A 25,866-nucleotide genomic window follows, 5' to 3' on the forward strand; every position below is an offset into this window, starting at 1 on the left:
AACCTAGACCTGTGAGTTATTAGATAATAGAAGAAGAATGTTAAATGTGACGAAAATGCGAACTGAACCTAGCGAAATGATCGACAAAATCAGCATTGGGAATAAAATAATACACAGACTTATCACCAATCGCTCGATCTTGTGAATTTTGCCCAATTGTGGATCGTTGTGTGGGCAAATTTGGGGCAAGGTGTGTTGATCTCATCAAGTTTGCAGAAATAATTGTGAATAACTTGGATCTTATTCACTGGATCGTCGATCAATCGCTGGCGATCTTGGTTATCAACAGGTAAAATTGCCAGTCTTTTCCGATAATTCAATTACTCAGTGGGGGCACCGTGTCATCTTCGCTTTGGCTGCAATGTTTGCAGCAGCTTCAAGAAGAGCTACCAGCTACAGAATTCAGCATGTGGGTTCGTCCGCTACAAGCGGAGCTCAATGACAATACTCTCACTCTATTCGCGCCAAACCGCTTTGTGTTGGACTGGGTGCGTGATAAGTATCTGAACAATATTACTCGCTTACTGCAGGAATACTGCGGTGGCGATATTCCTAACTTACGTTTTGAAGTGGGGAGCCGACCTGTCTCTGCACCAAAACCAGCGCCGACACGTACGCCTGCAGATGTGGCTGCCGAGTCATCTGCACCTGCGCAATTACAGGCGCGTAAGCCAGTACACAAAACCTGGGATGACGACGCTCAAGCGATTGCGGCTATCAATCACCGCTCAAACATGAACCCAAAACACAAGTTCGACAACTTTGTTGAAGGTAAGTCGAACCAACTGGGTTTGGCTGCGGCGCGTCAGGTATCGGATAACCCAGGTGCAGCTTACAACCCACTATTCCTATACGGCGGCACGGGTTTGGGTAAAACCCACTTATTGCATGCGGTGGGTAACGCGATTGTGGATAACAACCCGAACGCAAAAGTGGTCTACATGCACTCAGAACGTTTTGTGCAAGACATGGTGAAAGCGCTGCAAAACAATGCGATTGAAGAATTCAAACGCTACTACCGCAGTGTGGATGCACTCCTTATCGATGACATCCAATTCTTTGCTAATAAAGAACGTTCGCAAGAAGAATTCTTCCATACCTTCAACGCACTATTGGAAGGTAATCAGCAGATCATTCTAACGTCTGACCGTTATCCTAAAGAAATTAATGGCGTTGAAGATCGTCTTAAATCTCGCTTTGGTTGGGGTCTTACTGTTGCGATCGAGCCGCCTGAGCTTGAAACGCGTGTGGCGATCTTGATGAAAAAAGCTGAAGATCACCAAATCCACCTTGCTGATGAAGTGGCATTCTTCATTGCCAAGCGTCTGCGTTCGAACGTTCGTGAGCTAGAAGGTGCATTGAACCGTGTTATCGCGAACGCGAACTTTACTGGTCGTCCAATCACGATTGATTTTGTGCGTGAAGCGCTGCGCGATCTGCTTGCTCTACAAGAGAAGCTGGTGACGATCGATAACATTCAAAAGACCGTGGCGGAATACTACAAGATTAAAGTGGCGGACTTGCTGTCTAAGCGTCGTTCTCGTTCTGTAGCGCGTCCTCGTCAGCTGGCTATGGCGTTAGCAAAAGAGCTAACCAACCACAGTTTGCCTGAAATTGGCGATGCGTTTGGGGGCCGCGATCATACGACCGTACTTCATGCTTGTCGCAAGATTGAGCAGCTGCGTGAAGAGAGCCACGACATTAAAGAAGATTACTCTAACTTGATTCGCACCCTGTCTTCGTAATCGGTTAGAATAACGGTATTCTAAGCAAATCATTTATTGAGCTGACAGCGTAAAGAGCCAAGCATGAAATTTACCATTGAACGTAGTCATTTAATCAAACCGCTACAGCAGGTTTCGGGCGCTTTAGGTGGCCGACCAACTCTGCCAATCCTGGGTAACCTACTTCTTAAAGTAGAAGAGAACGTATTGTCGATGACGGCAACCGATCTTGAAGTAGAGTTAGTAAGCAAAGTGACGCTAGAAGGTGATTTTGAAGCGGGCAGCATTACCGTTCCTTCGCGTAAGTTTCTCGATATCTGCCGTGGTTTACCGGACGATGCGATCATCACATTTGTATTAGAAGGTGATCGCGTACAAGTTCGCTCTGGTCGCAGCCGTTTCTCGTTGGCAACGCTTCCTGCGAACGATTTCCCTAATATTGAAGATTGGCAAAGCGAAGTGGAAGTATCACTGAGCCAAGCTGATTTACGTACGCTGATCGACAAAACTCAGTTCTCGATGGCGAATCAAGACGTTCGTTACTACCTCAACGGCATGTTGTTTGAAATTGACGGCACCACGCTACGCAGCGTGGCGACGGACGGCCACCGTATGGCGGTATCGCAAACTCAGCTAGGTGCGGACTTTGCGCAGAAGCAAATCATCGTGCCACGCAAAGGTGTGCAAGAATTAGTAAAGTTGATGGATGCGCCAGAGCAGCCCGTAGTACTTCAGATCGGTAGCTCCAATGTTCGTGCTGAGGTGAATAACTTTACTTTTACCTCTAAGTTGGTTGATGGTCGTTTCCCTGATTACCGCCGTGTATTGCCTCAGAGCACCAATAAGACCCTAATAGCAAGTTGTGACGAGTTGCGCCAAGCCTTCTCTCGTGCTGCGATTCTTTCCAACGAAAAATTCCGTGGCGTGCGTGTGAATCTGGCTGATACTGAAATGCGCATTACTGCCAATAACCCAGAGCAAGAAGAAGCAGAAGAAATGCTAGACGTGACCTTTGAAGGTGACGCTATCGAGATCGGCTTCAACGTTAGCTACGTGCTTGATGTGCTTAATACACTGCGTTGCGATAACGTGCGTGTGTCGATGTCAGATGCGAACGCAAGTGCGTTGATTGAAAACGCAGACGACGACAGTGCCATGTACGTGGTGATGCCAATTCGTCTATAAGCCATCTGAATGCCACTTTCTCGCCTCATCATTCAGCAGTTTCGAAACATTAAAGCCTGTGATATTGAGTTATCAGCAGGCTTTAACTTTCTTATCGGGCCGAACGGCAGCGGTAAAACCAGTGTCTTAGAAGCGGTTTATCTGCTCGGGCATGGCCGCTCATTCAAGAGCTCTCTCACCGGACGAGTGATACAAAATGAGTGTGACGAACTGTTTGTTCATGGTCGTTTTTTGAACTCGGATCAATTTGAGCTACCTATCGGCATTAATAAGCAGCGTGATGGCTCAACAGAGGTTAAAATAGGCGGTCAATCTGGACAAAAATTAGCGCAGTTGGCACAAGTTCTGCCTCTGCAGTTGATACACCCAGAAGGGTTTGATTTACTGACAGATGGCCCTAAACATCGTCGTGCGTTTATTGATTGGGGCGTGTTTCATACCGAGCCCGCTTTTTATCAAGCATGGGGAAGGTTCAAGCGCCTGAACAAGCAGCGCAACGCGTTGTTGAAAACCGCCAATAGTTATCGTGAGCTCAGTTATTGGGATCAGGAAATGGCAGGATTGGCTGAAAACATCAGCCAATGGCGAGCAAGTTACATCGAGCAGATGAAAACTGTCGCAGAAACTATCTGTCAGACATTTTTGCCAGAATTTGAGATCCAATTGAAGTATTATCGTGGCTGGGATAAAGACACTCCATACCACGAGATACTAGAAAAGAATTTTGAGCGTGATCAGGCATTGGGATACACCTTTAGTGGCCCAAACAAAGCTGATTTGCGCATTAAAGTGAACGGAACGCCCGTTGAAGATGTTCTGTCACGCGGTCAATTAAAACTCATGGTGTGTGCATTGCGTGTAGCGCAAGGGCAACACCTGACAGAGATGGCCGGTAAACAATGCATTTACCTAATTGATGACTTCGCGTCGGAATTAGATAGCCAACGTCGCAAGCGTCTTGCTGACTGCTTAAAAGAGACGGGCGCACAAGTATTTGTAAGCTCTATCACTGAAAGCCAAATCGCCGATATGTTGGACGATAACGGTAAATTGTTTCATGTGGAACATGGCAGGATAGAGTCAAACTAGAAGAGAGAAACTCATGTCTGAAAATTACGATTCATCGAGTATTAAGGTACTGAAGGGTCTGGATGCGGTACGTAAGCGTCCAGGAATGTACATCGGCGATACGGACGACGGCACCGGCCTTCACCACATGGTTTTCGAGGTGGTGGATAACTCAATTGATGAAGCGTTGGCAGGTCACTGTAAAGACATCGTTGTGACAATTCATGAGGATAACTCGGTTTCCGTTAGCGATGATGGTCGTGGCATTCCAACAGAAATCCACTCAGAGGAAAATGTCTCTGCAGCAGAAGTAATCATGACGGTTCTTCACGCGGGTGGTAAGTTCGACGATAACTCATACAAAGTATCGGGTGGTCTTCACGGGGTAGGTGTTTCAGTAGTAAACGCACTATCAGAGAAAGTTGAGCTAACGATTCATCGTGGTGGCCATATCCATACGCAAACCTACCGCCATGGTGAGCCTCAAGCGCCACTAGCCGTTGTGGGTGATACGGATAAAACCGGTACACAAATTCGTTTCTGGCCAAGTGCCGAAACGTTCTCTAACACTGAGTTCCACTATGACATTCTGGCGAAACGCCTGCGTGAACTGTCATTCCTGAACTCTGGTGTGTCGATCAAATTGGTTGATGAACGTGAAGCGGACAAACATGATCACTTCATGTATGAAGGTGGTATTCAAGCGTTCGTTGATCACCTAAACACCAACAAAACGCCAATCATCGAAAAAATCTTCCACTTTAACTCTGAGCGTGAAGACGGCATTTCAGTTGAAGTGGCGATGCAATGGAACGATGGTTTCCAAGAGAACATCTTTTGCTTTACCAACAATATCCCACAGCGTGATGGTGGTACTCACCTTGCTGGTTTCCGTGCTGCGCTAACACGTACATTGAACAGCTTTATGGATAAAGAAGGTTTCTCGAAGAAAGCGAAAACAGCGACTTCAGGCGACGATGCGCGTGAAGGTCTAACTGCGGTTGTTTCGGTGAAAGTGCCTGATCCTAAGTTCTCAAGCCAAACAAAAGACAAACTAGTTTCTTCTGAAGTGAAATCAGCTGTTGAGTCTGCAATGGGTGAAAAACTGTCTGAGTTCCTGATTGAGAACCCGACAGAAGCGAAGATGGTTTGTTCGAAAATCATCGATGCAGCACGTGCTCGTGAAGCAGCGCGTAAAGCTCGTGAAATGACGCGCCGTAAAGGTGCACTAGACCTAGCTGGCCTTCCAGGTAAACTTGCAGACTGTCAGGAAAAAGATCCGGCACTCTCTGAACTATACATAGTGGAGGGTGATTCGGCAGGCGGCTCCGCAAAACAAGGCCGTAACCGTAAGAACCAAGCGATCCTACCGCTAAAAGGTAAGATTCTTAACGTAGAAAAAGCACGTTTCGACAAGATGCTATCTTCTCAAGAAGTAGCAACACTGATCACCGCACTAGGTTGTGGTATCGGTCGTGACGAGTACAACCCGGACAAGCTTCGTTACCACAACATCATCATCATGACCGATGCCGATGTCGATGGTTCGCACATCCGTACGCTACTGTTGACCTTCTTCTATCGTCAAATGCCAGAGCTTATCGAGCGTGGCTATGTGTACATCGCTCAGCCACCACTATACAAAGTGAAAAAAGGCAAACAAGAGCAGTACATCAAAGATGAAGAAGCGATGAACCAATACCAAGTATCATTGGCTCTGGACAATGCATCGCTACACGTAAACGCAGAAGCACCAGCATTGGCTGGTGAAGCACTAGAGAAGCTTGTTCAACAGTACAATGCGGGTATTAAACTGGCGGAACGTATGAGCCGTCGTTACCCAAGTGCTTTGGTAAACGAGTTGATTTACACTCCTCGCCTAACGCCAGAGCAATGCCATGACGCATCAGTTGTGGAAGCGTGGACGAAGCAGCTTATTGAACAGCTGAATGCGAAAGAAGTGGGTGCAAGCCAGTACAGCTACGAAGTTGAGCAGCACGAAGAGCTAGGCTTAAACTTGCCTAAGATTGTGGTTCGTACTCACGGCGTGACGCACGAACATGCAATTAGCATCGACTTCCTAAACTCGAAAGAGTACGGCAAGTTGGCTGATCTATCAGAAGCACTTGATGGACTTCTGGAAGAAGGCGCGTACATCAAACGTGGTGAGCGTACTATGCCAGTGGCAAACTTTGCAGAAGCGCTTGACTGGTTAGTGAAAGAGTCAATGCGTGGCTTAAGCCGTCAGCGCTACAAAGGTCTAGGTGAGATGAACCCAGACCAACTTTGGGAAACCACCATGGACCCAGAAACTCGTCGTATGATGCAGGTAACGATTGAAGATGCGGTAGGTGCAGATCAACTGTTCACTACGCTAATGGGTGACCAAGTAGAACCTCGTCGTAACTTCATCGAAGAGAACGCACTGAAAGTAGCGAACCTAGACGTATAACGACACTGTTCGTGATCGTAAAAAGCAGCGAGAAATCGCTGCTTTTTTTGTTGTACCACCAGCTAAAATCGCCACTTTCTGCTAAAGCGGATGTTTTTCTGGTACTAACTGCCAACAACCCGATCAAGCCTGCCATTTTATATCTGTTTTCTTTTTTTCTCGCCATTTTGTTCGCTTGAGCGCTTTTGCTTTCTTTTTTCTGCTCGCTATAGTGCTGAAGAGCTGATGATTAAGGAGACTAAGAAAATGGTGATGACTTTCCTGAACTAAGCCGGAAGTGATGCACTTCCGGTTCAATGCACTGAATTTATTTGTAAGACAAGGCATTAAGAAGGAAATAATCATGTTTGAACGCTGGTTCTCAGCGTACTGCTTGGCGCTGCGAACTTGGTGGTTAACCAGTCGCTTTTTAACCTATCAATCACCACTAAGGTTGTTATCGCTATTTGAAACCTGCGAGCAACAAGCCCATTGCCGTAACCGAACTCGTATTGCGGTTGGGGACACGGTTCGCTTAGTGGATGTTGAACGCGCCTATCAATATCGCATGACGTTAGTCAGCTCGCGCAAGGGGCAGCCGATGACAGGTATGCTCGCGGTCGATTCTTATTTGGGATCTCGACTGTTAGGTCGAGCTAAAAATGATGCGCTCGAAGTGGAAATTTTTAATCAGCGACGCTGCTTTGTGATTACTGAAATTGTTCATCACTCGCAGCCACCAGCTCAGAAAATGCTGTGTGGTTGTCTGTTGTGCCAATAAATAGAGGTGAAGTCATGAGTAAGAAAGAAAAGAAACAACCGCAGTTGAGTCTAAAAGAAAAGCGCAAACTAAAGCAGGAAAAGGCGGCAGAAAAGGGCGTTGTAAAAGCGCGTAAATCCTCCCGCAAGTAAAGTGTAGATTGAGCCCTCCAGAACGGTGGGCTTTTTATCACTGATCGTGAAGTGATGAGGAACTAAGCTGTTCAAGGGGATAGTGGATGCTTTAAAAATTTTTTATTTTTTCCCTTGAAAGTCATTTTTGACGACCTTATATCTAGTTGTGAAGAGGGTGACTGGCTTGCTAGAGACTAGAAGACCAGCCCTCTGAAATCGCTAAAACGAGATCGCTCAGAAGAGGATATGGCGTTTTAGCACACAACTTAAACCTTTAGATTCAATATCATGTCTCCGAGCCAAACCAAGGCCAGTGGAATGATAAGAATCTCTTAGTTCGGCGTTGGTTTTTGCATAAACACGCCAGTAGGATGAAACTCATCTGAACTAAGACTATTGCTTAATTAAGAGGATAGATTTATGCGTAATGTAGATTTCTCACCACTATACCGTAATGCAATTGGCTTTGATCGTCTGCTAAACCTGATGGAAGCGAATACAGCGAAAAATACTTCTGGCGGTTACCCTCCATACAACATTGAGCAAAAAGACGAGCACAACTACCGTATTACTATGGCCGTTGCTGGCTTTGCTGAAGAACAGCTCGATCTGACTCAAAACGAAAACATGTTGATTGTGAAGGGCGAACGTAAAGCCGAAGAAGGCAAAAACTACGTTTACCAAGGTATTGCAGAACGTGATTTTGAACGTAAATTCCAGCTAGCGGATTACGTAAAAGTCGTGGGTGCATCAATGGAAAACGGTCTACTTCATATCGATTTAGTTCGTGAAATCCCTGAAGCCATGCAACCACGTAAGATTGCTATCGGTGGTAACAACCTGATTGAGAACAACTAATCAGTTAACCACCCAGTTATAGAATGAGAAAGAGCGCCATATGGGCGCTCTTTTTAGTTTGGGGTTTTCAAATCCGCTATTTTAAAGCCGTAATTTCAAAGAGAAGAACGGCTGAGTTCAATCCATCTATTTACCTTCGCGGTAAGCCTTTTCCACTTCTTCAGCGATAATCGCAATGCCTTTTTGCATCATCTCATCATCTTGAACGTAGTTCATACGCAGGCATTGGTGCGCGTGATCCCACTCGTCTTGCTGACCAATAAAGAAATATTCACCAGGGACAATCAATACGCCACGCGCTTTCAAGCGTTGGTACAGTTCCATTGTTGTGATTGGCAGTTCATCAAACCATAACCACAAGAAGATAGCGCCTTCCGGCTTGTGGATGCGGAATCGCTCATCGGTAATTGCTTGTTGGAGCAGTTCAACCGCACGTTGTGATTTTTGCTTGTAGAACGGCTTAATCACCTCTGAACTCAGTTTAAGCAGATCGCCTTTGCCAATTATATGGTTTGCCAGCGCTGGACCAACACTGCCCGGCGCTAGGCTGATGATGCCGTTCATATTGGTTAATGCTTGAGTGATTTCTTCACTCGCAATCACAATCCCACAACGCACGCCCGGCAAGCCAAGTTTAGATAGGCTCATGCACAGGATGGTGTTTTCATTCCAGAACGGCTCGACATCTTCAAAGATGATGTTCGGGAAAGGTAGACCGTAGGCGTTATCGATAATCAGTGGGATGTTGTTCTCACGTGCTAGCTTGTCCAGTTTACGTACTTCTTCGTCTGTCAGTACGTTACCCGTTGGATTGGTTGGGCGAGACGCGCAGATTGCCGCAACAGAGTCATCGACGGTGAGCTGCTCAAAATCGACGTGGTATTTAAACAGACCGTTATCTAACAGCTCGATCTCTGGGTGGTATGAGACAAAGATATCTTCATCAATGCCTGCATCACCATAACCGATGTACTCAGGCGCGATAGGCAGTAGCACCTTCTTGTGCGAACCGTCTGGCTGTTTACCTGCCAACAAGTTGAACAAGTAGAAGAAGCCACTTTGGCTACCGTTAGTTAGGCTGATGTTTTTCTCAGAAATATCCCAGCCATAAGTTTCACGGAATAACTGAGCCAACGCTTTAACGAACGCGTCTTTGCCTTGCGGACCATCATAGTTGGCGAGGGCGGCGACGAGCTCTCCACTGGCGAGCATTTCCTCACTGGCTTGGCGAAAGTAATCGAGCATGGCAGGAATGGCGGCTGGGTTACCTCCACCGAGCATGATGGCACCTGGTGTGCGCAGACCATCATTCAAATCGTCCATTAACTGCGTGATACCTGAATACTGATTAAATTTTTCACCAAACTTTGAGAACTGCATGCTGACTTATACCTAATTCATTGTGATTGCTTTGTGTATGTTTATGCCGATGTTTTATCGGCTTATCGAGTAATCCTTGACCTTACCTCAATGTGTAATTAACGCAAAGTGTGAATTAAGCCGAAAAAGAAAAAAGTGCGTCATCAGACCAGAGGGACGAGACTAAATGGCAAAAAGAACAATAAAAAAGGGAAGCTTATGCTTCCCTTGCTGGTGGAGAGAGTGTGATTTACTCACCGGTGTAAACAATCAGTACCTTGTCGTCTTGGTATTGGCGTTCGAACGCGTAGTAACCTTCTTGATTGCGAGTGATGTGCTTACCTTGAGCAACCGCTGGGTGGCGTTTACGGAATTCACCCAATTTTTGCCAATGTTGCAGCAGATCTTCACGCTCGCCATGAATCTTATCCCATGGCATATCTGAGCGTGTGCCTTGGTGGGCGTCTGAACCAGTAATGCCAAAATCACGAGCTATCTCATCACCGTAATAGATCTGTACTGCACCCGGAGCCAGCATCAGAGCATTTGCCGCACGTGCTTGGTCATCAAAGCTGCGGCTGCGAGCTGACCAAAACAGTTGTGTATCGTGTGAAGACAGGTAGCTCAACACATTGAACTCAGGATCGGTATTGATGCGCTCTGCATAGCGGCGGTAATCATTATCAAGTTGAGCGAAACACTTCAGCGCTTTTGGTGCCACATCAGATTGGAACTCGAAGTTGATGATGGAATCGAAGCCGTTATCGAAATACGGGCTCTTCACTACGCTGTGTGCCCACACTTCACCTGTCATCCAAAATGGCAGGTCATCTAGTGCTTTGTCTGGATTGTTTTGCTTCCACTGGGCAAGCGCTTGAGTGGTGCTGGCTTTCAACTCTGCCCACGCTTCCATTTCAACGTGTTTAGCGGTGTCGACACGGAAGCCGTCAATGCCATAGTCGCGCACCCAATCGGATAACCAGGTAATCAGGTGTTCACGTGGAGTTTGCAGCTCATCTTGCGCATTGGTGTCTTTATTGTGGAAGAAGTTTGGTAATCCGGTTTTTTGAGTTGATTCGGTTTTTAGATCCGGTAGGTAGTTCAAAGACATGGTGATGTCGTTGTAGCCCGGAGCATCGTAGTCACCAATGTCAGTGCGAATCCAGTCTTTGCCCCACCATTTATCCCACGCTTCGCTATTACTGTATTTGATGTAGTCGTTGAAGCTGTGCCAGCTTTGTCCTGATTTTGGCTGCCAGTCGGTCCATTTTTCACCAAGGACTTCTTTGGCTTCTTGGTCATCAAGGTAAAGCTGACCAAATCCGAATTCCTGCATGTCTGCTAATGTCGCATAACCTGTGTGGTTCATGACCACATCCCAAATCACGCGGATGCCTTTCTTATGGGCGGTATCGACGAAGGTTCTGAGTTCGTCTTCGGTGCCCATGTTCGCATCAAGCTTGGTCCAATCTTGGTGATAGTAGCCGTGGTAGCCGTAGTGCTTAAAGTCGCCTTTATCGCCGCCGCCAACCCAGCCGTGGATTTGTTCCAGTGGTGAGGTTATCCAGATAGCATTCACACCAAGTGATTCGATGTAATCGAGTTTTTTCGTCAGACCCGCTAAGTCACCACCGTGGAAGGTACCAATCTCATATTTTCCGTCTTTGCTGCGACCGTAGCTGTTGTCGTTGTCTGGGTTGCCATTGTAGAAGCGGTCGGTCATGACGAAGTACACCGTCGCATTGTCCCAACTGAACGGTTTGTCGGCTTGCTGTTCAACTTCTTCTAGCAGCAATAGACCTTGGCTCATAGGACCCGGTTGCATGGTGACACTGCCATTGGCGACAGTGGTTTCTTGTTCGGTTAAGGCATCACGAACGACAGTGCCATCATTAAAAGTTTGAGCAACGTTGATGGTTTTTGGCGTGTCAGTTGCGACAGGGCAAGAGTAGGTGATGTCCTGACTTTGTTTTGGTTTAATTTTTACCGTCAGTTCGTTGGTGGTTGGATTGAGCGTAAATTGATAGGTATTGGCTTTGAAGATGCGCAGCGGCATTTGTGCATCAGTGGCGCAATTATCCATTTTTAATGGACGATTGAACTTGATGCGATCTTCTTCTGCTAGGGCAAAGCTACTGCCACAAGTTTGCTTGCTGTCAGCAATGGTAAAGCTATAACTGCCTTTTTCGAGTCTTTGCTCGGCGACAAGTAAGCCTTGTGAGTTTTCCTCAAAAACAGCGGTGTCATCACCAACGCTTAATACGATGGCATTTTCTGGAATCTGGCTGCAGGCGCTCAGTAGACCGATAGAGAGTGCGAGAATTGTTTTTTTCATTGTGTCCTTCCCCCGAATAAACAGTTCAGTTATAGCAAAACTGTGCCTCTACAATCCGAGCTCTACACCAACAAGTTAAACGCGTCTCACCCTACAAATTTTAGTCTTGTTCACAAAATGAATAATAAGCGTCACCGTCATCGGTTTGAAGGCAACAAAAAAGGGAAGCATCTGCTTCCCTTTTACTTATTTCTTAATCACTTCTAAGAGTAATGAATTACTTTTGAAGCAAAGAAATGTCTGCGATCTGTAGGAACAGGTTACGTAGGTTGTTCAGTAGTGTCAGACGGTTCTTCTTAAGTGCTTCGTCGTCTGCCATTACCATTACGTTATCAAAGAACGCATCAACTGGTTCACGTAGGTCTGCTAGCTTGCTTAGGGCTTCTTGGTAGTTACCTGTAGCAAATGCTGGCTCTAGCGCTTCTGTCATTACTTCAACGCTTTCTGCTAGTGCTTTCTCTGCGTCTTCTTGTAGAAGTGCTAGGTCGATGTCTGCTGCTAGTTCGCCGTCGAATTTCGCTAGGATGTTACCTACGCGTTTGTTCGCTGCTGCTAGAGACTCTGCTGCTTCTAGTTCACGGAAGTGAGAAACCGCTTTAACACGTTGGTCGAAGTCTGCTGGTTTCGTCGGGCGACGCGCTAGAACCGCTTGAATGATGTCTACGCTGAAACCTTCGTCTTGGTACCAAGCACGGAAACGACCAAGCATGAACTCGATAACGTCTTGTTCAACGTTGTCGTTGGTTAGGCGGTCGCCAAACAGTGACTTCGCTTTTGCTACTAGGTCAACAAGATCTAGGTTGTAGCCGTATTCAACGATGATACGTAGTACACCTAGAGATGCGCGGCGTAGTGCGAATGGGTCGCTGCCTTTAGGTGCTTGACCAATACCGAAGATACCTACGATAGTGTCTAGCTTGTCTGCCATTGCAACTGCAGTTGAAACACCGTTTGATGGCAGTTCATCACCTGCGAAACGAGGCATGTATTGCTCGTTCAGTGCTACTGCAACTTCTTCTGCTTCACCGTCGTGGCGAGCATAGTGCATACCCATAACACCTTGAGTATCCGTGAATTCGAATACCATTGAGGTCATTAGGTCACATTTTGCTAATAGACCAGCACGCTTTGATTTCTCAACGTCAGCACCGATTTGCTCAGCAATGTAGCCAGCAAGCTCTGTGATGCGGTCTGTTTTGTCTTTGATCGTACCCAGTTGCTTTTGGAAGATCGCTTGCTCTAGTTCAGGCAGACGGTCGATAAGCGGACGCTTACGGTCTGTGTTGAAGAAGAATTCTGCGTCAGCAAGACGAGGGCGAACCACTTTCTCGTTACCTTCGATTACGTAACGAGGTTCTTTTGATTCGATGTTCGATACGAAGATGAAGTTAGGTAGTAGCTTCTTGTTTTCGTCGTAAACAGGGAAGTATTTTTGGTCACCTTTCATGGTGTAAACCAACGCTTCAGAAGGCACTTTTAGGAACTCTTCTTCAAACTTCGCTGTTAGTACCACTGGCCATTCAACCAGAGACGTTACTTCTTCTACTAGGTCATCTTCTAGATCAGCAATACCGCCAACCGCTGCTGCCGCTTTTTGTGCGTCAGCTAGGATGATTGCTTTGCGCGCTTCGTAATCTGCCATTACTTTACCGCGCTCTTCTAGGATCGCAGGGTATTGCTCAGCAGAATCGATAGTGAACTCTTGCTCACCCATGAAGCGGTGACCACGGATAGTGCGGTCTGAAGCGACACCAAGGATCTCGCCTTCGATTAGGTCGCTGCCCATTAGCATGGTTAGCGTCTTAACTGGACGGATAAATTGAGTCGTTTTGTTACCCCAGCGCATTGGTTTTGCGATAGGTAGGTTTGCTAGTGCTTTCGCTGCAAGTTCAACTACGATCTCAGACGTTGGCTGACCTTTCACTTCTTGTTTGAACAGTAGCCATTCACCTTTGTCTGTAACCATGCGCTCTGCTTGGTCAACCGTGATGCCACAACCGCGTGCCCAACCTTGAGCCGCTTTTGTTGGGTTGCCTTCCGCGTCAAACGCTGCAGAAACCGCAGGACCACGTTTTTCAACAACTTTGTCAGACTGGCTGTCTGCCAGTGCTGCTACTTTAAGTGCAAGACGACGAGGTGCCGCGAACCATTTCACGCCTTCGTGAGCAAGCTCAGCGCCTTTTAGTTCTGCTTCGAAGTTTGCTGCGAATGCTTCTGCTAGAGTGCGAAGTTGCGTTGGTGGTAGCTCTTCTGTACCTAGCTCGATTAGAAATTCTTTTGCCATGTTACTCTACCCCTTACGCTTGTTCTTTCTTACACATTGGGAAGCCAAGAGCTTCACGCGATGCGTAGTATGCTTCTGCAACTGCTTTCGTCAGGTTGCGGATGCGTAGGATGTAACGTTGGCGTTCAGTTACTGAGATCGCTTTACGTGCGTCTAGTAGGTTGAATGCGTGACCGGCTTTTAGAATGCGCTCGTAAGCAGGTAGTGGCAGTGGCTTTTCAAGCTCAAGCAGCTCTTTACACTCTTTCTCGCACTGTTCGAAGAAACCAAATAGGAATTCCACGTCTGCGTGCTCGAAGTTGTAAGTCGATTGCTCTACTTCATTTTGGTGGAAGATATCACCGTAAGTCACTTTGCTGCCATCTGGTGCGATGTTCCAAACTAGGTCGTAAACAGAGTCTACTTCTTGGATGTACATTGCTAGACGTTCGATACCGTAAGTGATCTCACCAGTTACTGGCTTACACTCAAGACCACCAACTTGCTGGAAGTAAGTAAACTGGGTCACTTCCATGCCGTTTAGCCAAACTTCCCAGCCCAGACCCCATGCGCCTAGTGTTGGGTTTTCCCAGTTGTCTTCTACGAAACGGATGTCGTGTACAAGAGGGTCAATACCAAGAACTTCAAGGGAGCCAAGGTACAACTCTTGAATATTGTCAGGCGATGGTTTTAGCGCTACTTGGAATTGGTAGTAGTGCTGAAGACGGTTAGGGTTTTCACCGTAACGGCCATCAGTAGGACGACGTGAAGGTTGTACGTAAGCTGTCGACATTGGCTCTGGGCCAAGCGCTCGTAGACAGGTCATTGGGTGAGAGGTACCCGCACCCACTTCCATATCTAGCGGTTGAACAATGGTACAACCATTTTGAGCCCAATAATCCTGCAGCGCGAGGATCATTCCCTGGAAGGTTTTGATATCGTATTTTTGCATAAGTCAGGTTCGCGCGATTCTCTTGTTACTCGTTAATTCGTCATCTATGCCGAGTTTTTCAACTCTAACAACGGCGATAAAGAGTAATTACGGTTGAATAAATTAACAATCTAGTATAACCAGATATTGAGCATGGGAGTAGAGCTAATCTTGATTAATTCGTGGGCGATTTTCTCCTTTAATGAATTTTTACCGCGTTATCTGCTGTATTTTTCCTAAAAGGGAGTTTTTGCCTGCTTTGGCTCTTGAGAAGCGCAACAAAGGTGGCTAGAATTGCGCCTGTCTTTGGGGAGTAGCTTACCTGATGAAGTTTCTGTTTCATCTGGTTCGTCCGTCAACATAATTGGTGCAAAATCACCATGGCGTTCGAGACTTGAAGCCTTTCAAGTTTAGCAAGACCTTAGACAAATCATCACGAACCGGGGTAGGGGCGTGAGGTTTGTCTTCGGTTAAAAATAATAATCCCTGCCCCAATGAGCATGTCGTGAGCGTTTTAGCTATTTCAATTACTACTGTAGCGTTAGCAGAAATTGGCGATAAGACCCAATTGCTATCTCTATTACTCGCAAGTCGTTACCGAAAACCAATCCCAATTATTGCAGCAATCTTTTTGGCAACTATTGCCAACCACGCTTTGGCTGCATGGTTAGGTGTGGTTGTCGCAGACTATCTATCACCTGAGATTTTAAAGTGGGTGCTGGTGGTCAGTTTTGTCGCGATGGCGGCTTGGGTTCTGATCCCGGACAAACTGGATGATGACGAACAGATTTCTAATCGAGGCCCATTTATTGCCAGCTTTATCGCGTTCTTCGTTGCGGAGATAGGCGATAAAACTCAGATCGCCACTTCCATCTTAGGGGCGCAATACGCGGATGCGTTAAGTTTGGTGATTATCGGTACCACAATCGGTATGCTGCTGGCGAATGTTCCTGTGGTCCTGATTGGTAAATTGTCGGCCGACAAGATGCCTTTAGGGCTGATCCGTAAAATCACCGCATTTTTGTTTATTGCTCTGGCAATAGGGGCTGCACTGTTCTGATTTTTTGCACTTGAAATGATGTGAGTTATCAATCATTAGTGGCGTGCTGCGCGAGTTCAAACTCTGACTCTAAATCGTTCCGTTGCGTGACGGATGACATATAAGTGTCATACTTGTCATGGTAGTTTAATGGTGTGAATGATAGCGAGAGGGCAAGTTTATGCTTACACGTTACATGGGGATGTCCCCGAAGAGTCAGAGTTATTTATTCACTTTTGGTTTAGCGCTGTGTTTACTAGCGATGGTGCTAACTGATATGTGGTTACCGATTGTAGCAGGATCGTTCGTTCTTACTGGATTGACAGTAGAAGCGTGGATTCGTGTCGCTCACATCATTCCTATGCATGAAGAGATGCGGGCAATGAAGAAACAACTTAACAAGCTCCAATCAGAAGTTCGCACACTCGAATACGACGAATAAACAAACGGCAGCCAATATTGGCTGCCGTTTTTAGTTCGACCAGATTATTCCAATCCTTTCTTGATCAGGTACTGATACGGAACTTGCTCCGTTTGTGCCGCAACTAATTGGTGGTCCATAAAGCGGCAGAAACTCGGAATGTCTCGAGTTGTGGATGGATCGTCTGCTTTGACCAGCAAAATCTCACCATCTTGCATGTTGCGAATTGTCTTCCTGACCATCATCACTGGCTCTGGGCAGCGCAGTCCTTCCGCCTCTAATGTCTTGTTTGCCAGTTCAGGATTAAAGCTCATAGTGTGATTCTCGTAACTAACTGAGCGTTGAATTTTACTTTCGTTGAAAAAATATTCAATAACCACTTGGCAAACCGAATTTTTTGTTTTACCTTAAATTAACAATTTGGTAACAACTGGCAAGGGAGAGGCAATGTTAACAGCGTTAGACAGACTTACGATTTACTCAGTGCTGTGTTTTATCTCGTTTTGTGCATTGGTACTCAGGACGCCAGCTGACACCTCTTTGACGCCTCTAGTAGGCATGGTTGCCACTATTATTGGGATTTGGATCGAGATGCGCAGATGGTCTGGCGCATCTGAGCAAGAAAATTAGCGCTTCTTGCTTGGATCAGAATGCTTTTAATAACGCTCACCTATTTTTACCGACACTTCATTCCGACACTATCCCCATTTTTCTTGGGCTTCCCCGCTGAAAGGCGGGATTTTTTTTGCCTAAAGAGTACAATTTACCCAAACACATACAAAATAAGTGGCTAATTCGTGGAACTGGAAGACATCTATCGCCGAGATTTAAATTTACTGGTTGCGTTGCGAGTACTGATAGAAGAAAACAGTGTCAGTAAGGCGGCAACACGTCTGAACTTGAGTCAATCGGCAATGAGTCGTGTGCTTGGTCGTCTACGCGACTTATTGGGAGACCCGCTGTTTACTCGTCAGGGACAGCATTTGATCCCAACTCAGAAAGCGTTAGAGATCGATCGCTCATTGGGCGAACCATTAGAGTCTTTACGTCAGTTGTTATCTCCGGTTGAGTTTGACCCATTGCAATGCGTACAGACTTTCAACATCGTGACCACCGACTATGCCATGCAAACGATCTTACCGTTCGCTTTGCCGAGAATTTACCAAGAAGCGCCAAACGTGTCTTTCAACTTCTTACCACTGCAACACGACCGTTTATCAGATCAGCTCACTTATGAAGGTGCAGACTTAGCGATTTGTCGCCCGACAGGCCCGGTGGAGCCTCTACGCAGTGAAGTGTTGGGGCGAGTGGGGGTGCTGTGTATGCTTTCAAAACAGCATCCATTAGCGAATAAAGAAATGAGCTTGGATGATTATCTGAGTCATCCACATGCCATGATCGCCATCAGTGATGGTGTTAAGGCACTGATCGAACAAGCTTTGATGGAGAAACCTAAGCGTAAAATGGTCCTGCGGGCGTACCATTTAGAAGCCGCATTGGCGATCATGGATACCTTGCCAATTATCATCACAGTGCCAGCGGATTTGGCGTATCTGGTTGCCGAGCGTTATGACTTGGTGGTGAAACCGTTACCATTCCAATTCACGCCGTTTGAATACTCGATGATTTGGCATGCGCGTTGCGAGCATTCTCCCGCTCAAGAATGGTTAAGAACGATTGTGCGTGAAGAGTGTAGTCGTCTGATAGCTAAACGTATCGAAGATATGGGACTGAACTGCTAACAAAAAAGAGCCAGCAATGCCGGCTCTTCGTCTGTTTACACTGAGTCAGTGTTTATAGCTTGATAACCACACGACCCGTTACTTGACCGTTGGTGATGTCTTCTGCATATTTCGGTGCTTCAGCAAGAGCAACTTCAGTACACGCTTGCTCGAAGTAGCTGTCTGGTAGTAGCTCTACCAGCTTTTCCCATGCAGCGATACGTTTCTCTGTTGGGCACATTACTGAGTCCACACCTTGTAGGCGAACATTACGTAGGATGAACGGCATCACTGTGGTTGGTAGATCAAAACCACCTGCAAGACCACAAGCTGCAACTGCACTGTTGTAATCCATTTGCGCCAATACTTTTGCTAGTACTTTGCTGCCTACAGTATCAACCGCACCTGCCCATACTTGTTTTTCAAGCGGACGTGCTGGTTCTTCAAATTCAGTACGGTCGATGATGCGGCTAGCACCTAGTTTTTCAAGTAGCGGGCCATTTTTCTCTACACGACCTGTCACTGCAGCAACTTTGTAGCCAAGCTGTGCTAGAAGCGTTACTGCGACTGAGCCTACACCGCCACTTGCGCCAGTTACTAGGATTTCGCCATTTTCAGGTTTGATGCCTGCATCAAGCAGTGCTTGAACACACAGCATACCAGTGAAGCCAGCAGTACCAACCATCATTGCTTTCTTGCTGTCTAGACCTTTTGGTAGTGGTACTAGCCAATCTGCTTTTAGACGAGCACGCTGAGACATACCACCCCAGTGGTTTTCACCCACGCCCCAGCCAGTAAGGACAACTTTGTCACCAGCTTGGTAGCGGTCGTCTTCTGAGCTTACTACCGTACCTGCTAGGTCAATACCTGGCACCATCGGGAAGTTACGGATGATTTTACCTTTACCTGTGATCGCAAGACCGTCTTTGTAGTTTAACGATGAGTAATCAACGTCAATCAGAACGTCGCCTTCAGGCAGTTGTGTTTCATCGATTTGCTCGATGTTAGCGATAGTACGTTTGTCTTCTTGATTTAGAACTAGAGCATTAAACATAAGGTTCTCCGATTGTGCGGTAGCATGACTCTGGGTCACATGCAGCAAGATATCAACTGGTCTAAGTGTATGTCTTCTTTGTCTATGAATAAAATGAAACTTGAGCATTTAATGTATGCTCTTCATGCATGTTTGATGTAAAACAAAAAGGGCGACATCAATTGTCGCCCTTAAGTGTAATACTAAAAATTTTATTATTAGTTCATTTGCTTATGATTGTTGGCTCGATCACTACAACAACGTCTTGAACTGTTATGGTCGTTCAAATACTGTCGCAATGCCCTGACCCAAACCGATACACATGGTGGCCAGACCGTATTTCGCGTCTTTCGCTTCCATTAGGTTGATCAACGTTGTTGAGATACGTGAACCAGAACAGCCGAGTGGATGACCCAATGCTATCGCACCACCGTTAAGGTTGACCTTCTCATCCATAACATCAAGCAGGCCTAAGTCTTTAGCACACGGCAGAGACTGCGCGGCAAATGCTTCGTTTAGCTCAACCACATCCATGTCTTCAATTGAAAGACCGGCACGCTTGAGCGCTTTTTTCGTCGCAGGTACAGGACCGTAACCCATAATAGAAGGATCGCAGCCCGCAATGGCCATGCCTTTAATACGTGCACGAATCTTCAAGCCAAGCTCATTGGCTTTCTCTTCGCTCATGATCAACATCGCTGATGCACCATCGGACAGAGCCGATGATGTACCGGCTGTTACTGTACCGTTTGCTGGGTCGAACACTGGGCGAAGTTGAGATAGACCTTCAACGGATGTTTCAGGGCGAATCACTTCGTCGTAATCCAGAGTGAACAGTGTGCCGTCTGCTGCGTGGCCTTCAATTGGTAGAATTTCGTTTTTAAAACGACCCTCTACGGTTGCTGCGTGCGCACGAGCGTGAGAGCGAGCGGCAAACTCGTCTTGTTGCTCACGGCTAATACCATGTAATTTACCAAGCATTTCAGCCGTTAAGCCCATCATGCCCGCAGCTTTTGCTACGTTCTTTGACATACCTGGGTGAAAGTCTACACCGTGGTTCATTGGCACATGCCCCATGTGCTCAACACCACCAATTAGGCAGATTTCAGCATCGCCAGTCATGATGGCACGTGTACCATCGTGAAGCGCTTGCATTGATGAGCCACACAAGCGGTTCACCGTCACGGCGCCAATTTCAATCGGCAGACCAGCAAGCAGCGCCGCATTACGTGCAACGTTAAAGCCTTGCTCTAGTGTTTGCTGTACACAGCCCCAGTAGATGTCTTCAATCTCGCTTGGGTTCACTTGTGGGTTACGCGCAAGAATGCCTGTCATTAGGCGCGCAGATAGATCTTCTGCTCGTGTATGACGGAAAGCACCACCTTTAGAGCGACCCATTGGAGTACGTAGACAATCGACTACGACAACGTTTCTTGTTTGATTAGTCATTTTAGAATCCCTCCTCAGATAGAACCTTGCTGTTGTGCACCGTAAAAGCTTTCACCTTTCGCCGCCATATCAATCAGCATTTGCGGTACTTGGTACATCGCACCTAGCTCGGCATGTTGTTTTGCCATTTCAACGTATTCAGCAATACCCACGCTGTCTAGATAGCGGAATACGCCACCGCGGAATGGAGGGAAACCAAGACCATAAACCAATGCCATATCTGCTTCCTGCGGAGTCGCGATGATGCCTTCTTGTAGGCACAGCACCACTTCGTTGATCATTGGAATCATCATACGTTGAATGATGGTCTGATCGTCAAAGTCCTGCTTATCGGCACAAACGTCAGCAAGTACCGGTAAGATCGCTTCGGAGAAGGTTTTCTTCGGCTTACCTTTTTTATCTATGGTGTAGCTGTAGAAGCCATTACCATTTTTCTGACCATATTTGTCTGCTTCGAACAGTGCATCAATCGCATCACGACCTTGTTTACCCATACGCTCAGGGAAACCGTCAGCCATCACAGCTTGTGCGTGGTGCGCGGTATCAATGCCGACTACGTCAAGCAAGTACGCCGGTCCCATCGGCCAGCCAAACTTACGCTCCATGACTTTGTCGATTTTCGTAAAGTCAGCACCATCACGAAGTAGCATGCTGAAGCCGCCAAAGTATGGGAACAATACGCGGTTAACGAAGAACCCTGGGCAGTCATTAACGACAATTGGTGATTTGCCCATTTTCGCAGCATACGCCACAACACGATTGATGGTTTCATCAGAGGTGTGCTCACCACGGATGATCTCAACAAGAGGCATACGATGCACTGGGTTGAAGAAGTGCATACCACAGAAGTTTTCTGGGCGTTTTAGTGATTTTGCCAATAGGTTGATAGGAATCGTTGAGGTGTTTGAGGTGATAACGGTGTCGTCACCGACATGGGATTCAACTTCACTTAAAACTGCTGCTTTTACTTTCGGGTTTTCAACTACAGCTTCAACAATCACATCAGAGTTTTCAATACCTGCGTAATGTAAGCTCGGTGTGATTGACGCTAAAATACCCGCCATCTTAAAGCCATCAATGCGACCGCGAGATAAGCGTTTATTCAGCAGCTTAGATGCTTCAGTCATGCCTAGGTCGAGCGACGCTTGCGCGATGTCTTTCATTAAGACTGGCACACCTTTTAGCGCTGATTGGTAAGCAATGCCGCCACCCATGATACCTGCACCTAATACGGCTGCACGTTGCGTGTCTTTACTTGCTGACTTCGCTGCTTTTTTCGCAATGCCTTTGATGTATTGATCATTAAGGAATAGGCCAACGAGTGATTTTGCTTCTTCCGATTTAGCCAATTTCACGAAGTGCTTACGTTCAATGTCTAACGCTTCATTACGTGCAAAGCGAGCACCTTCTTCAATCGTGATAACGGCTGTCATTGGGGCAGGGTAGTGAGGACCTGCTTTTTGTGCCACCAGACCCTTCGCCATGGTGAAGCTCATCATTGATTCAAGCTTACTCAGCGTTAGCGGAGATGTTTTCTGTGCTCGGCGTGCTTGCCAGTCAAGTTTCTCGTTAATTGCAGAGTTAAGAGTTTGTAGTGCTGATTCGTATAAAGCATCAGTCTCTACAACTGCATCGAGTAAGCCAATTTTCAATGCTTCATCAGCTCGGCATGCTTTACCTTGGGTGATGATTTCCATTGCGCTGTCTGCGCCAGTAACGCGAGGTAAGCGTACACAACCACCAAAGCCAGGCATGATTCCCAGTTTCGTTTCTGGTAGGCCGATGCTGGTGGTTTTGTCACCAATACGCATGTCTGTTGCTAGCACACATTCACAACCGCCACCAAGAGCGTGGCCTTTGATCACTGAGATGGTCGGAACGGGTAAGTCTTCTAATTTGTTAAAGATGCTATTAGCAAATTGCAGCCATTGGTCGAGCTCGGCATCCGTTTTAGCAAACAGACCTAAAAACTCGGTAATGTCTGCGCCTACAATGAATGCGTCTTTATCTGAAGTGAGCAACAACCCCTTGAGGCCTTGATGGGCAATGAGCGCATCAAGAGCTTTATCTAGCGATTCCAATGTCGCTAGGTCGAGTTTGTTGACGGATTTTGGAGAGCAGAAGCTTAGCTCTGCAATACCATCTTGTATTTCCTTTACCTGTAGGGTTTCGGCTTGGTAAATCATTGTCTATCTCCATGACATACAATCGTGGATTGTCTGTATACCTATTTCAACGACGCCGTGTACCTCGGCAGATAGGTATCGAGGAAGTCGTTTTATTTTTGTTCTGGTTTGACCAGTAAAGTTAGTTTGGATCGTGGATTGTTTAATTTCAATACATTTTTTAAACAAGTGTTTAACATTGTGCGCTGTGGCAGATCTTATGCGACGGGTAAATCACACTCGTGATAGACTTCAGGCAAATAGACCTGAATCCATAATCCTATGAATGACAAGCCTTATCTGATTCCAGCAGAGCCCGCTCAATTTGAAGAAGAAATTAAAAAGAGCGTCTTCATTACTTATTTGGCACACACGCCAAGTATCGAAGCTGCAAAAGCATTTGTTGATCAAATCAAAGCTAAACACGCTGATGCTAGACATAACTGTTGGGGCTTTGTTGCTGGTCGCCCGGAAGATTCAATGAAATGGGGCTTTAGTGATGATGGGGAGCCGTCCGGAACTGCAGGCAAACCGATCCTGGCGCAGCTGTCTGGATCTGGTGTGGGGGAGATCACGGCTGTGGTTACGCGATACTCTGGTGGAATCAAGTTAGGTACAGGCGGCTTGGTTAAAGCGTATGGGGGTGGGGTACAACAAGCGCTCAAGCTGCTTCAAACTATTGAGAAAAAAATAACCACAAAGCTCAGACTAACGTTAGACTATGGGTTTATGCCGATCGCACAATCAATCATGCCGCAATTTGGTGCGATAGAAGTCGAGGCTGAATACAGCGATCAGGTCGTATTAATGGTGGAAATTGAGCTTCGAGAAGTGAGCGCGTTTACCCAAGCAATCATCAATAAAAGCGGAGCAAAGGCAATTGTCACTCCGCTAGACGGACAATAATGAAAAACAGGAAGCAACAGGGACAGCTTCGCTAGTCAATTTATCCATGCAATTTCGTTCAATTATTCGAATCGTCGGGCTACTGCTCGCACTCTTTAGTGTCACTATGCTTGCGCCAGCACTCGTTGCTCTGATCTATCGAGATGGTGCTGGTGTGCCTTTTGTCACGACATTTTTTGTTCTGCTGTTTTGTGGGGCCGTTTGTTGGTACCCAAACCGCAGGTATAAGCACGAGCTTAAAGCTCGAGATGGCTTTCTTATTGTCGTCTTATTCTGGACAGTACTTGGCAGTGCAGGCTCGATCCCCTTTCTCATTGCTGACAACCCGAACGTCTCAGTGACAGATGCGTTTTTTGAATCGTTTTCTGCTCTCACGACGACCGGGGCGACCGTTATTGTTGGTTTGGATGAGTTACCTAAAGCGATTCTATTCTATCGACAGTTACTTCAGTGGTTCGGCGGTATGGGAATTATCGTATTAGCGGTGGCGATTTTGCCAGTACTTGGCATCGGTGGTATGCAGCTTTACCGCGCCGAGATCCCTGGTCCAGTCAAGGATACTAAAGTGACGCCACGCATAGCAGAAACTGCTAAGGCGCTTTGGTACATCTATTTGAGCCTGACTATCGCCTGTGCTTCGGCTTTTTGGTTAGCTGGTATGACGCCATTTGACGCCATCAGTCACAGCTTTTCCACCATTGCTATTGGCGGCTTTTCTACCCACGATGCCAGCATCGGATACTTTGATAGTTACGCGATTAACCTGATTACGGTGGTTTTTCTGCTTATATCTGCATGTAATTACACACTGCACTTTGCTGCATTTGCATCAGGTGGCGTACATCCCAAGTATTACTGGAAAGATCCTGAGTTTCGCGCCTTCTTGTTTATTCAAGTGCTGCTATTTATCATTTGCTTTCTATTATTACTGAAACATCACTCTTACACATCGACATACGATGCTTTCGATCAGGCTCTGTTCCAAACCGTATCAATATCCACAACAGCGGGCTTTACGACAACAGGTTTTGCGGATTGGCCGCTCTTCTTACCTGTGCTGTTATTGTTCTCTTCCTTTATAGGTGGTTGTGCTGGTTCAACAGGCGGCGGCATGAAAGTGATCCGTATCCTGCTTCTTACCTTACAAGGTGCGCGTGAACTAAAACGTTTAGTCCATCCACGCGCGGTTTACACCATCAAAGTAGGTGGCAGTGCCCTACCGCAACGTGTTGTCGATGCGGTTTGGGGTTTCTTCTCCGCATACGCATTGGTATTTGTGGTTTGTATGTTGGGGTTGATTGCAACAGGAATGGATGAGCTCAGTGCGTTCTCGGCGGTGGCTGCGACTCTAAACAACCTCGGTCCTGGCTTGGGAGAAGTGGCGCTTCACTTTGGTGATGTTAACGACAAAGCAAAATGGGTATTAATAGTTTCTATGCTGTTTGGTCGTTTGGAAATCTTTACCTTACTTATTCTACTTACGCCGACGTTTTGGCGTAGCTAAGGGGAAATCGTGGCAAAAGCATTATTTCTATACTCTTCCCGCGAAGGGCAGACTAAAAAAATTCTCCACTATATAGATGAACAACTTCCAGATTTCGATTGTGAGCTGGTGGATTTACATAATGTCGAGACGATTGACTTCAGCCAATACGACAGAGTATTGATAGGCGCCTCTATTCGCTATGGCCATCTTAATAAAAAGCTATACCAGTTTATTGAGCGAAACCTCAATCAATTGGAGCAAAATAAAGTGGCATTTTTCTGCGTAAACCTAACCGCTCGTAAAGAGGACCAAGGAAAGGATACACCTGAAGGTAGTGCCTACATTCGCAAGTTCCTAATTAAGTCGCCTTGGAAACCAACGCTAATCGGTGTTTTTGCTGGTGCACTTTATTACCCACGTTATAGCTGGTTCGACAGAACTATGATTAGGTTCATTATGTCGATGACGGGTGGCGAAACCGATACGACCAAAGAGGTGGAGTACACCAATTGGGAAAAAGTGGCTCTTTTCGCAGATAAATTTAGAGAACTGTAGAAATAACGTGCTCTTTTGACCGCTTTTGATGCAAATTTATCCG

Annotated in this window: 21 protein-coding genes; 13 read left to right on the forward strand and 8 right to left on the reverse strand. The window is 46.5% G+C overall.

The window, feature by feature from the left end; all coding sequences use genetic code 11:
- The first annotated feature begins 338 nt into the window (after positions 1-338).
- From dnaA to R7Z47_RS21165, 6 genes are all read left to right on the forward strand, one after another.
- Positions 339-1,745 carry a chromosomal replication initiator protein DnaA gene (gene dnaA, locus R7Z47_RS21140; protein WP_005378835.1) on the forward strand — a complete coding sequence of 469 codons (1,407 nt, stop codon included), beginning with the start codon at positions 339-341 and terminating at the stop codon, positions 1,743-1,745.
- A gap of 63 nt (positions 1,746-1,808) precedes the next feature.
- On the forward strand, positions 1,809-2,909 hold the full coding sequence (gene dnaN, locus R7Z47_RS21145; RefSeq protein WP_158157052.1) for a DNA polymerase III subunit beta: 1,101 nt from the start codon (positions 1,809-1,811) through the stop codon (positions 2,907-2,909).
- 9 nt (positions 2,910-2,918) lie between these two features.
- On the forward strand, positions 2,919-3,998 hold the full coding sequence (recF, locus tag R7Z47_RS21150; RefSeq protein ID WP_005378839.1) for a DNA replication/repair protein RecF: 1,080 nt from the start codon (positions 2,919-2,921) through the stop codon (positions 3,996-3,998).
- 13 nt (positions 3,999-4,011) lie between these two features.
- Positions 4,012-6,429: a DNA topoisomerase (ATP-hydrolyzing) subunit B gene (gene gyrB / locus R7Z47_RS21155; RefSeq protein WP_005378841.1), complete on the forward strand. Its 2,418-nt coding sequence runs from the start codon at positions 4,012-4,014 to the stop codon at positions 6,427-6,429.
- A gap of 343 nt (positions 6,430-6,772) precedes the next feature.
- Positions 6,773-7,189 (forward strand): GreA/GreB family elongation factor, encoded by a 417-nt coding sequence (locus R7Z47_RS21160; RefSeq protein WP_054579440.1) that lies wholly within the window; start codon positions 6,773-6,775, stop codon positions 7,187-7,189.
- Between the two features lie 533 nt (positions 7,190-7,722).
- Entirely contained in the window at positions 7,723-8,160 is a 438-nt protein-coding gene (locus tag R7Z47_RS21165) for an Hsp20 family protein (RefSeq protein ID WP_005378857.1), read from the forward strand.
- 126 nt (positions 8,161-8,286) lie between these two features.
- Here R7Z47_RS21165 and R7Z47_RS21170 read toward each other — a convergent pair whose 3' ends face one another.
- The 4 genes from R7Z47_RS21170 to glyQ all read right to left on the reverse strand — a co-directional run bounded on the left by R7Z47_RS21170 (position 8,287) and on the right by glyQ (position 15,069).
- Positions 8,287-9,540: a valine--pyruvate transaminase gene (locus R7Z47_RS21170; protein WP_170897606.1), complete on the reverse strand. Its 1,254-nt coding sequence runs from the start codon at positions 9,538-9,540 to the stop codon at positions 8,287-8,289.
- A 229-nt stretch (positions 9,541-9,769) separates the two neighbouring features.
- The gene (locus R7Z47_RS21175) at positions 9,770-11,854 is read right to left on the reverse strand and encodes an alpha-amylase (protein WP_170897607.1); all 2,085 of its coding nucleotides are present in this window, start codon (positions 11,852-11,854) and stop codon (positions 9,770-9,772) included.
- 217 nt (positions 11,855-12,071) lie between these two features.
- The gene (glyS, locus tag R7Z47_RS21180) at positions 12,072-14,138 is read right to left on the reverse strand and encodes a glycine--tRNA ligase subunit beta (protein WP_005378875.1); all 2,067 of its coding nucleotides are present in this window, start codon (positions 14,136-14,138) and stop codon (positions 12,072-12,074) included.
- A 13-nt stretch (positions 14,139-14,151) separates the two neighbouring features.
- A complete protein-coding gene (glyQ, locus tag R7Z47_RS21185; RefSeq protein ID WP_005383818.1) occupies positions 14,152-15,069 on the reverse strand; it encodes a glycine--tRNA ligase subunit alpha in 918 nt (305 codons plus the stop codon).
- A 484-nt stretch (positions 15,070-15,553) separates the two neighbouring features.
- Here glyQ and R7Z47_RS21190 point away from each other — a divergent pair, with 484 nt between their 5' ends.
- Both R7Z47_RS21190 and R7Z47_RS21195 read left to right on the forward strand, forming a co-directional pair.
- Positions 15,554-16,108, forward strand: a complete 555-nt coding sequence (locus R7Z47_RS21190; protein WP_005378877.1) for a TMEM165/GDT1 family protein — start codon at positions 15,554-15,556, stop codon at positions 16,106-16,108.
- Between the two features lie 160 nt (positions 16,109-16,268).
- Positions 16,269-16,529 carry a hypothetical protein gene (locus R7Z47_RS21195; RefSeq protein ID WP_005378878.1) on the forward strand — a complete coding sequence of 87 codons (261 nt, stop codon included), beginning with the start codon at positions 16,269-16,271 and terminating at the stop codon, positions 16,527-16,529.
- Between the two features lie 44 nt (positions 16,530-16,573).
- On the opposite strand, the gene tusA is transcribed toward R7Z47_RS21195, so the two are convergent.
- Entirely contained in the window at positions 16,574-16,822 is a 249-nt protein-coding gene (tusA, locus tag R7Z47_RS21200) for a sulfurtransferase TusA (RefSeq protein WP_005378879.1), read from the reverse strand.
- A 133-nt stretch (positions 16,823-16,955) separates the two neighbouring features.
- Between tusA and R7Z47_RS21205 the strand changes: the two genes are divergently transcribed.
- Together R7Z47_RS21205 and R7Z47_RS21210 are read left to right on the forward strand one after the other, a co-directional pair.
- The gene (locus tag R7Z47_RS21205; RefSeq protein ID WP_005378880.1) at positions 16,956-17,138 is read left to right on the forward strand and encodes a hypothetical protein; all 183 of its coding nucleotides are present in this window, start codon (positions 16,956-16,958) and stop codon (positions 17,136-17,138) included.
- A 167-nt stretch (positions 17,139-17,305) separates the two neighbouring features.
- Positions 17,306-18,250, forward strand: a complete 945-nt coding sequence (locus R7Z47_RS21210) for a LysR family transcriptional regulator (RefSeq protein WP_017821924.1) — start codon at positions 17,306-17,308, stop codon at positions 18,248-18,250.
- Positions 18,251-18,302: 52 nt separating this feature from the next.
- Here the strand turns inward: R7Z47_RS21210 and R7Z47_RS21215 are convergent, their stop codons facing one another.
- The 3 genes from R7Z47_RS21215 to fadB all read right to left on the reverse strand — a co-directional run bounded on the left by R7Z47_RS21215 (position 18,303) and on the right by fadB (position 22,897).
- Positions 18,303-19,283 (reverse strand): MDR family oxidoreductase, encoded by a 981-nt coding sequence (locus R7Z47_RS21215; RefSeq protein WP_005378882.1) that lies wholly within the window; start codon positions 19,281-19,283, stop codon positions 18,303-18,305.
- 252 nt (positions 19,284-19,535) lie between these two features.
- A complete protein-coding gene (gene fadA, locus R7Z47_RS21220) occupies positions 19,536-20,711 on the reverse strand; it encodes an acetyl-CoA C-acyltransferase FadA (RefSeq protein WP_005378883.1) in 1,176 nt (391 codons plus the stop codon).
- Between the two features lie 14 nt (positions 20,712-20,725).
- Positions 20,726-22,897: a fatty acid oxidation complex subunit alpha FadB gene (gene fadB / locus R7Z47_RS21225; RefSeq protein ID WP_262607081.1), complete on the reverse strand. Its 2,172-nt coding sequence runs from the start codon at positions 22,895-22,897 to the stop codon at positions 20,726-20,728.
- Between the two features lie 261 nt (positions 22,898-23,158).
- Here fadB and R7Z47_RS21230 point away from each other — a divergent pair, with 261 nt between their 5' ends.
- From R7Z47_RS21230 to hemG, 3 genes are read left to right on the forward strand one after another with little or no spacing between them, the layout of a single operon-like run.
- Positions 23,159-23,782: a YigZ family protein gene (locus R7Z47_RS21230; RefSeq protein ID WP_170897609.1), complete on the forward strand. Its 624-nt coding sequence runs from the start codon at positions 23,159-23,161 to the stop codon at positions 23,780-23,782.
- A 46-nt stretch (positions 23,783-23,828) separates the two neighbouring features.
- A complete protein-coding gene (locus R7Z47_RS21235; RefSeq protein WP_005378893.1) occupies positions 23,829-25,286 on the forward strand; it encodes a TrkH family potassium uptake protein in 1,458 nt (485 codons plus the stop codon).
- A 9-nt stretch (positions 25,287-25,295) separates the two neighbouring features.
- Entirely contained in the window at positions 25,296-25,823 is a 528-nt protein-coding gene (hemG, locus tag R7Z47_RS21240) for a menaquinone-dependent protoporphyrinogen IX dehydrogenase (protein ID WP_005378894.1), read from the forward strand.
- The last annotated feature ends 43 nt before the right edge of the window (positions 25,824-25,866 follow it).

The organism is Vibrio sp. 1641, from assembly GCF_033339995.1.
Classification (GTDB): domain Bacteria; phylum Pseudomonadota; class Gammaproteobacteria; order Enterobacterales; family Vibrionaceae; genus Vibrio; species Vibrio alginolyticus.

What these genes read in the sequence shown, in the direction of transcription:
- R7Z47_RS21215 (WP_005378882.1), bottom strand. Translation starts at nt 19,283, where the DNA reads ATGTTTAATGCTCTAGTTCTAAATCAAGAAGACAAACGTACTATCGCT.
- glyQ (WP_005383818.1), bottom strand. Translation starts at nt 15,069, where the DNA reads ATGCAAAAATACGATATCAAAACCTTCCAGGGAATGATCCTCGCGCTG.
- R7Z47_RS21175 (WP_170897607.1), bottom strand. Translation starts at nt 11,854, where the DNA reads ATGAAAAAAACAATTCTCGCACTCTCTATCGGTCTACTGAGCGCCTGC.
- gyrB (WP_005378841.1), top strand. Translation starts at nt 4,012, where the DNA reads ATGTCTGAAAATTACGATTCATCGAGTATTAAGGTACTGAAGGGTCTG.
- fadA (WP_005378883.1), bottom strand. Translation starts at nt 20,711, where the DNA reads ATGACTAATCAAACAAGAAACGTTGTCGTAGTCGATTGTCTACGTACT.
- recF (WP_005378839.1), top strand. Translation starts at nt 2,919, where the DNA reads ATGCCACTTTCTCGCCTCATCATTCAGCAGTTTCGAAACATTAAAGCC.
- R7Z47_RS21165 (WP_005378857.1), top strand. Translation starts at nt 7,723, where the DNA reads ATGCGTAATGTAGATTTCTCACCACTATACCGTAATGCAATTGGCTTT.
- R7Z47_RS21160 (WP_054579440.1), top strand. Translation starts at nt 6,773, where the DNA reads ATGTTTGAACGCTGGTTCTCAGCGTACTGCTTGGCGCTGCGAACTTGG.
- R7Z47_RS21205 (WP_005378880.1), top strand. Translation starts at nt 16,956, where the DNA reads ATGTTAACAGCGTTAGACAGACTTACGATTTACTCAGTGCTGTGTTTT.
- dnaN (WP_158157052.1), top strand. Translation starts at nt 1,809, where the DNA reads ATGAAATTTACCATTGAACGTAGTCATTTAATCAAACCGCTACAGCAG.
- tusA (WP_005378879.1), bottom strand. Translation starts at nt 16,822, where the DNA reads ATGAGCTTTAATCCTGAACTGGCAAACAAGACATTAGAGGCGGAAGGA.
- fadB (WP_262607081.1), bottom strand. Translation starts at nt 22,897, where the DNA reads ATGATTTACCAAGCCGAAACCCTACAGGTAAAGGAAATACAAGATGGT.
- R7Z47_RS21170 (WP_170897606.1), bottom strand. Translation starts at nt 9,540, where the DNA reads ATGCAGTTCTCAAAGTTTGGTGAAAAATTTAATCAGTATTCAGGTATC.
- R7Z47_RS21195 (WP_005378878.1), top strand. Translation starts at nt 16,269, where the DNA reads ATGCTTACACGTTACATGGGGATGTCCCCGAAGAGTCAGAGTTATTTA.
- R7Z47_RS21235 (WP_005378893.1), top strand. Translation starts at nt 23,829, where the DNA reads ATGCAATTTCGTTCAATTATTCGAATCGTCGGGCTACTGCTCGCACTC.
- R7Z47_RS21230 (WP_170897609.1), top strand. Translation starts at nt 23,159, where the DNA reads ATGAATGACAAGCCTTATCTGATTCCAGCAGAGCCCGCTCAATTTGAA.
- glyS (WP_005378875.1), bottom strand. Translation starts at nt 14,138, where the DNA reads ATGGCAAAAGAATTTCTAATCGAGCTAGGTACAGAAGAGCTACCACCA.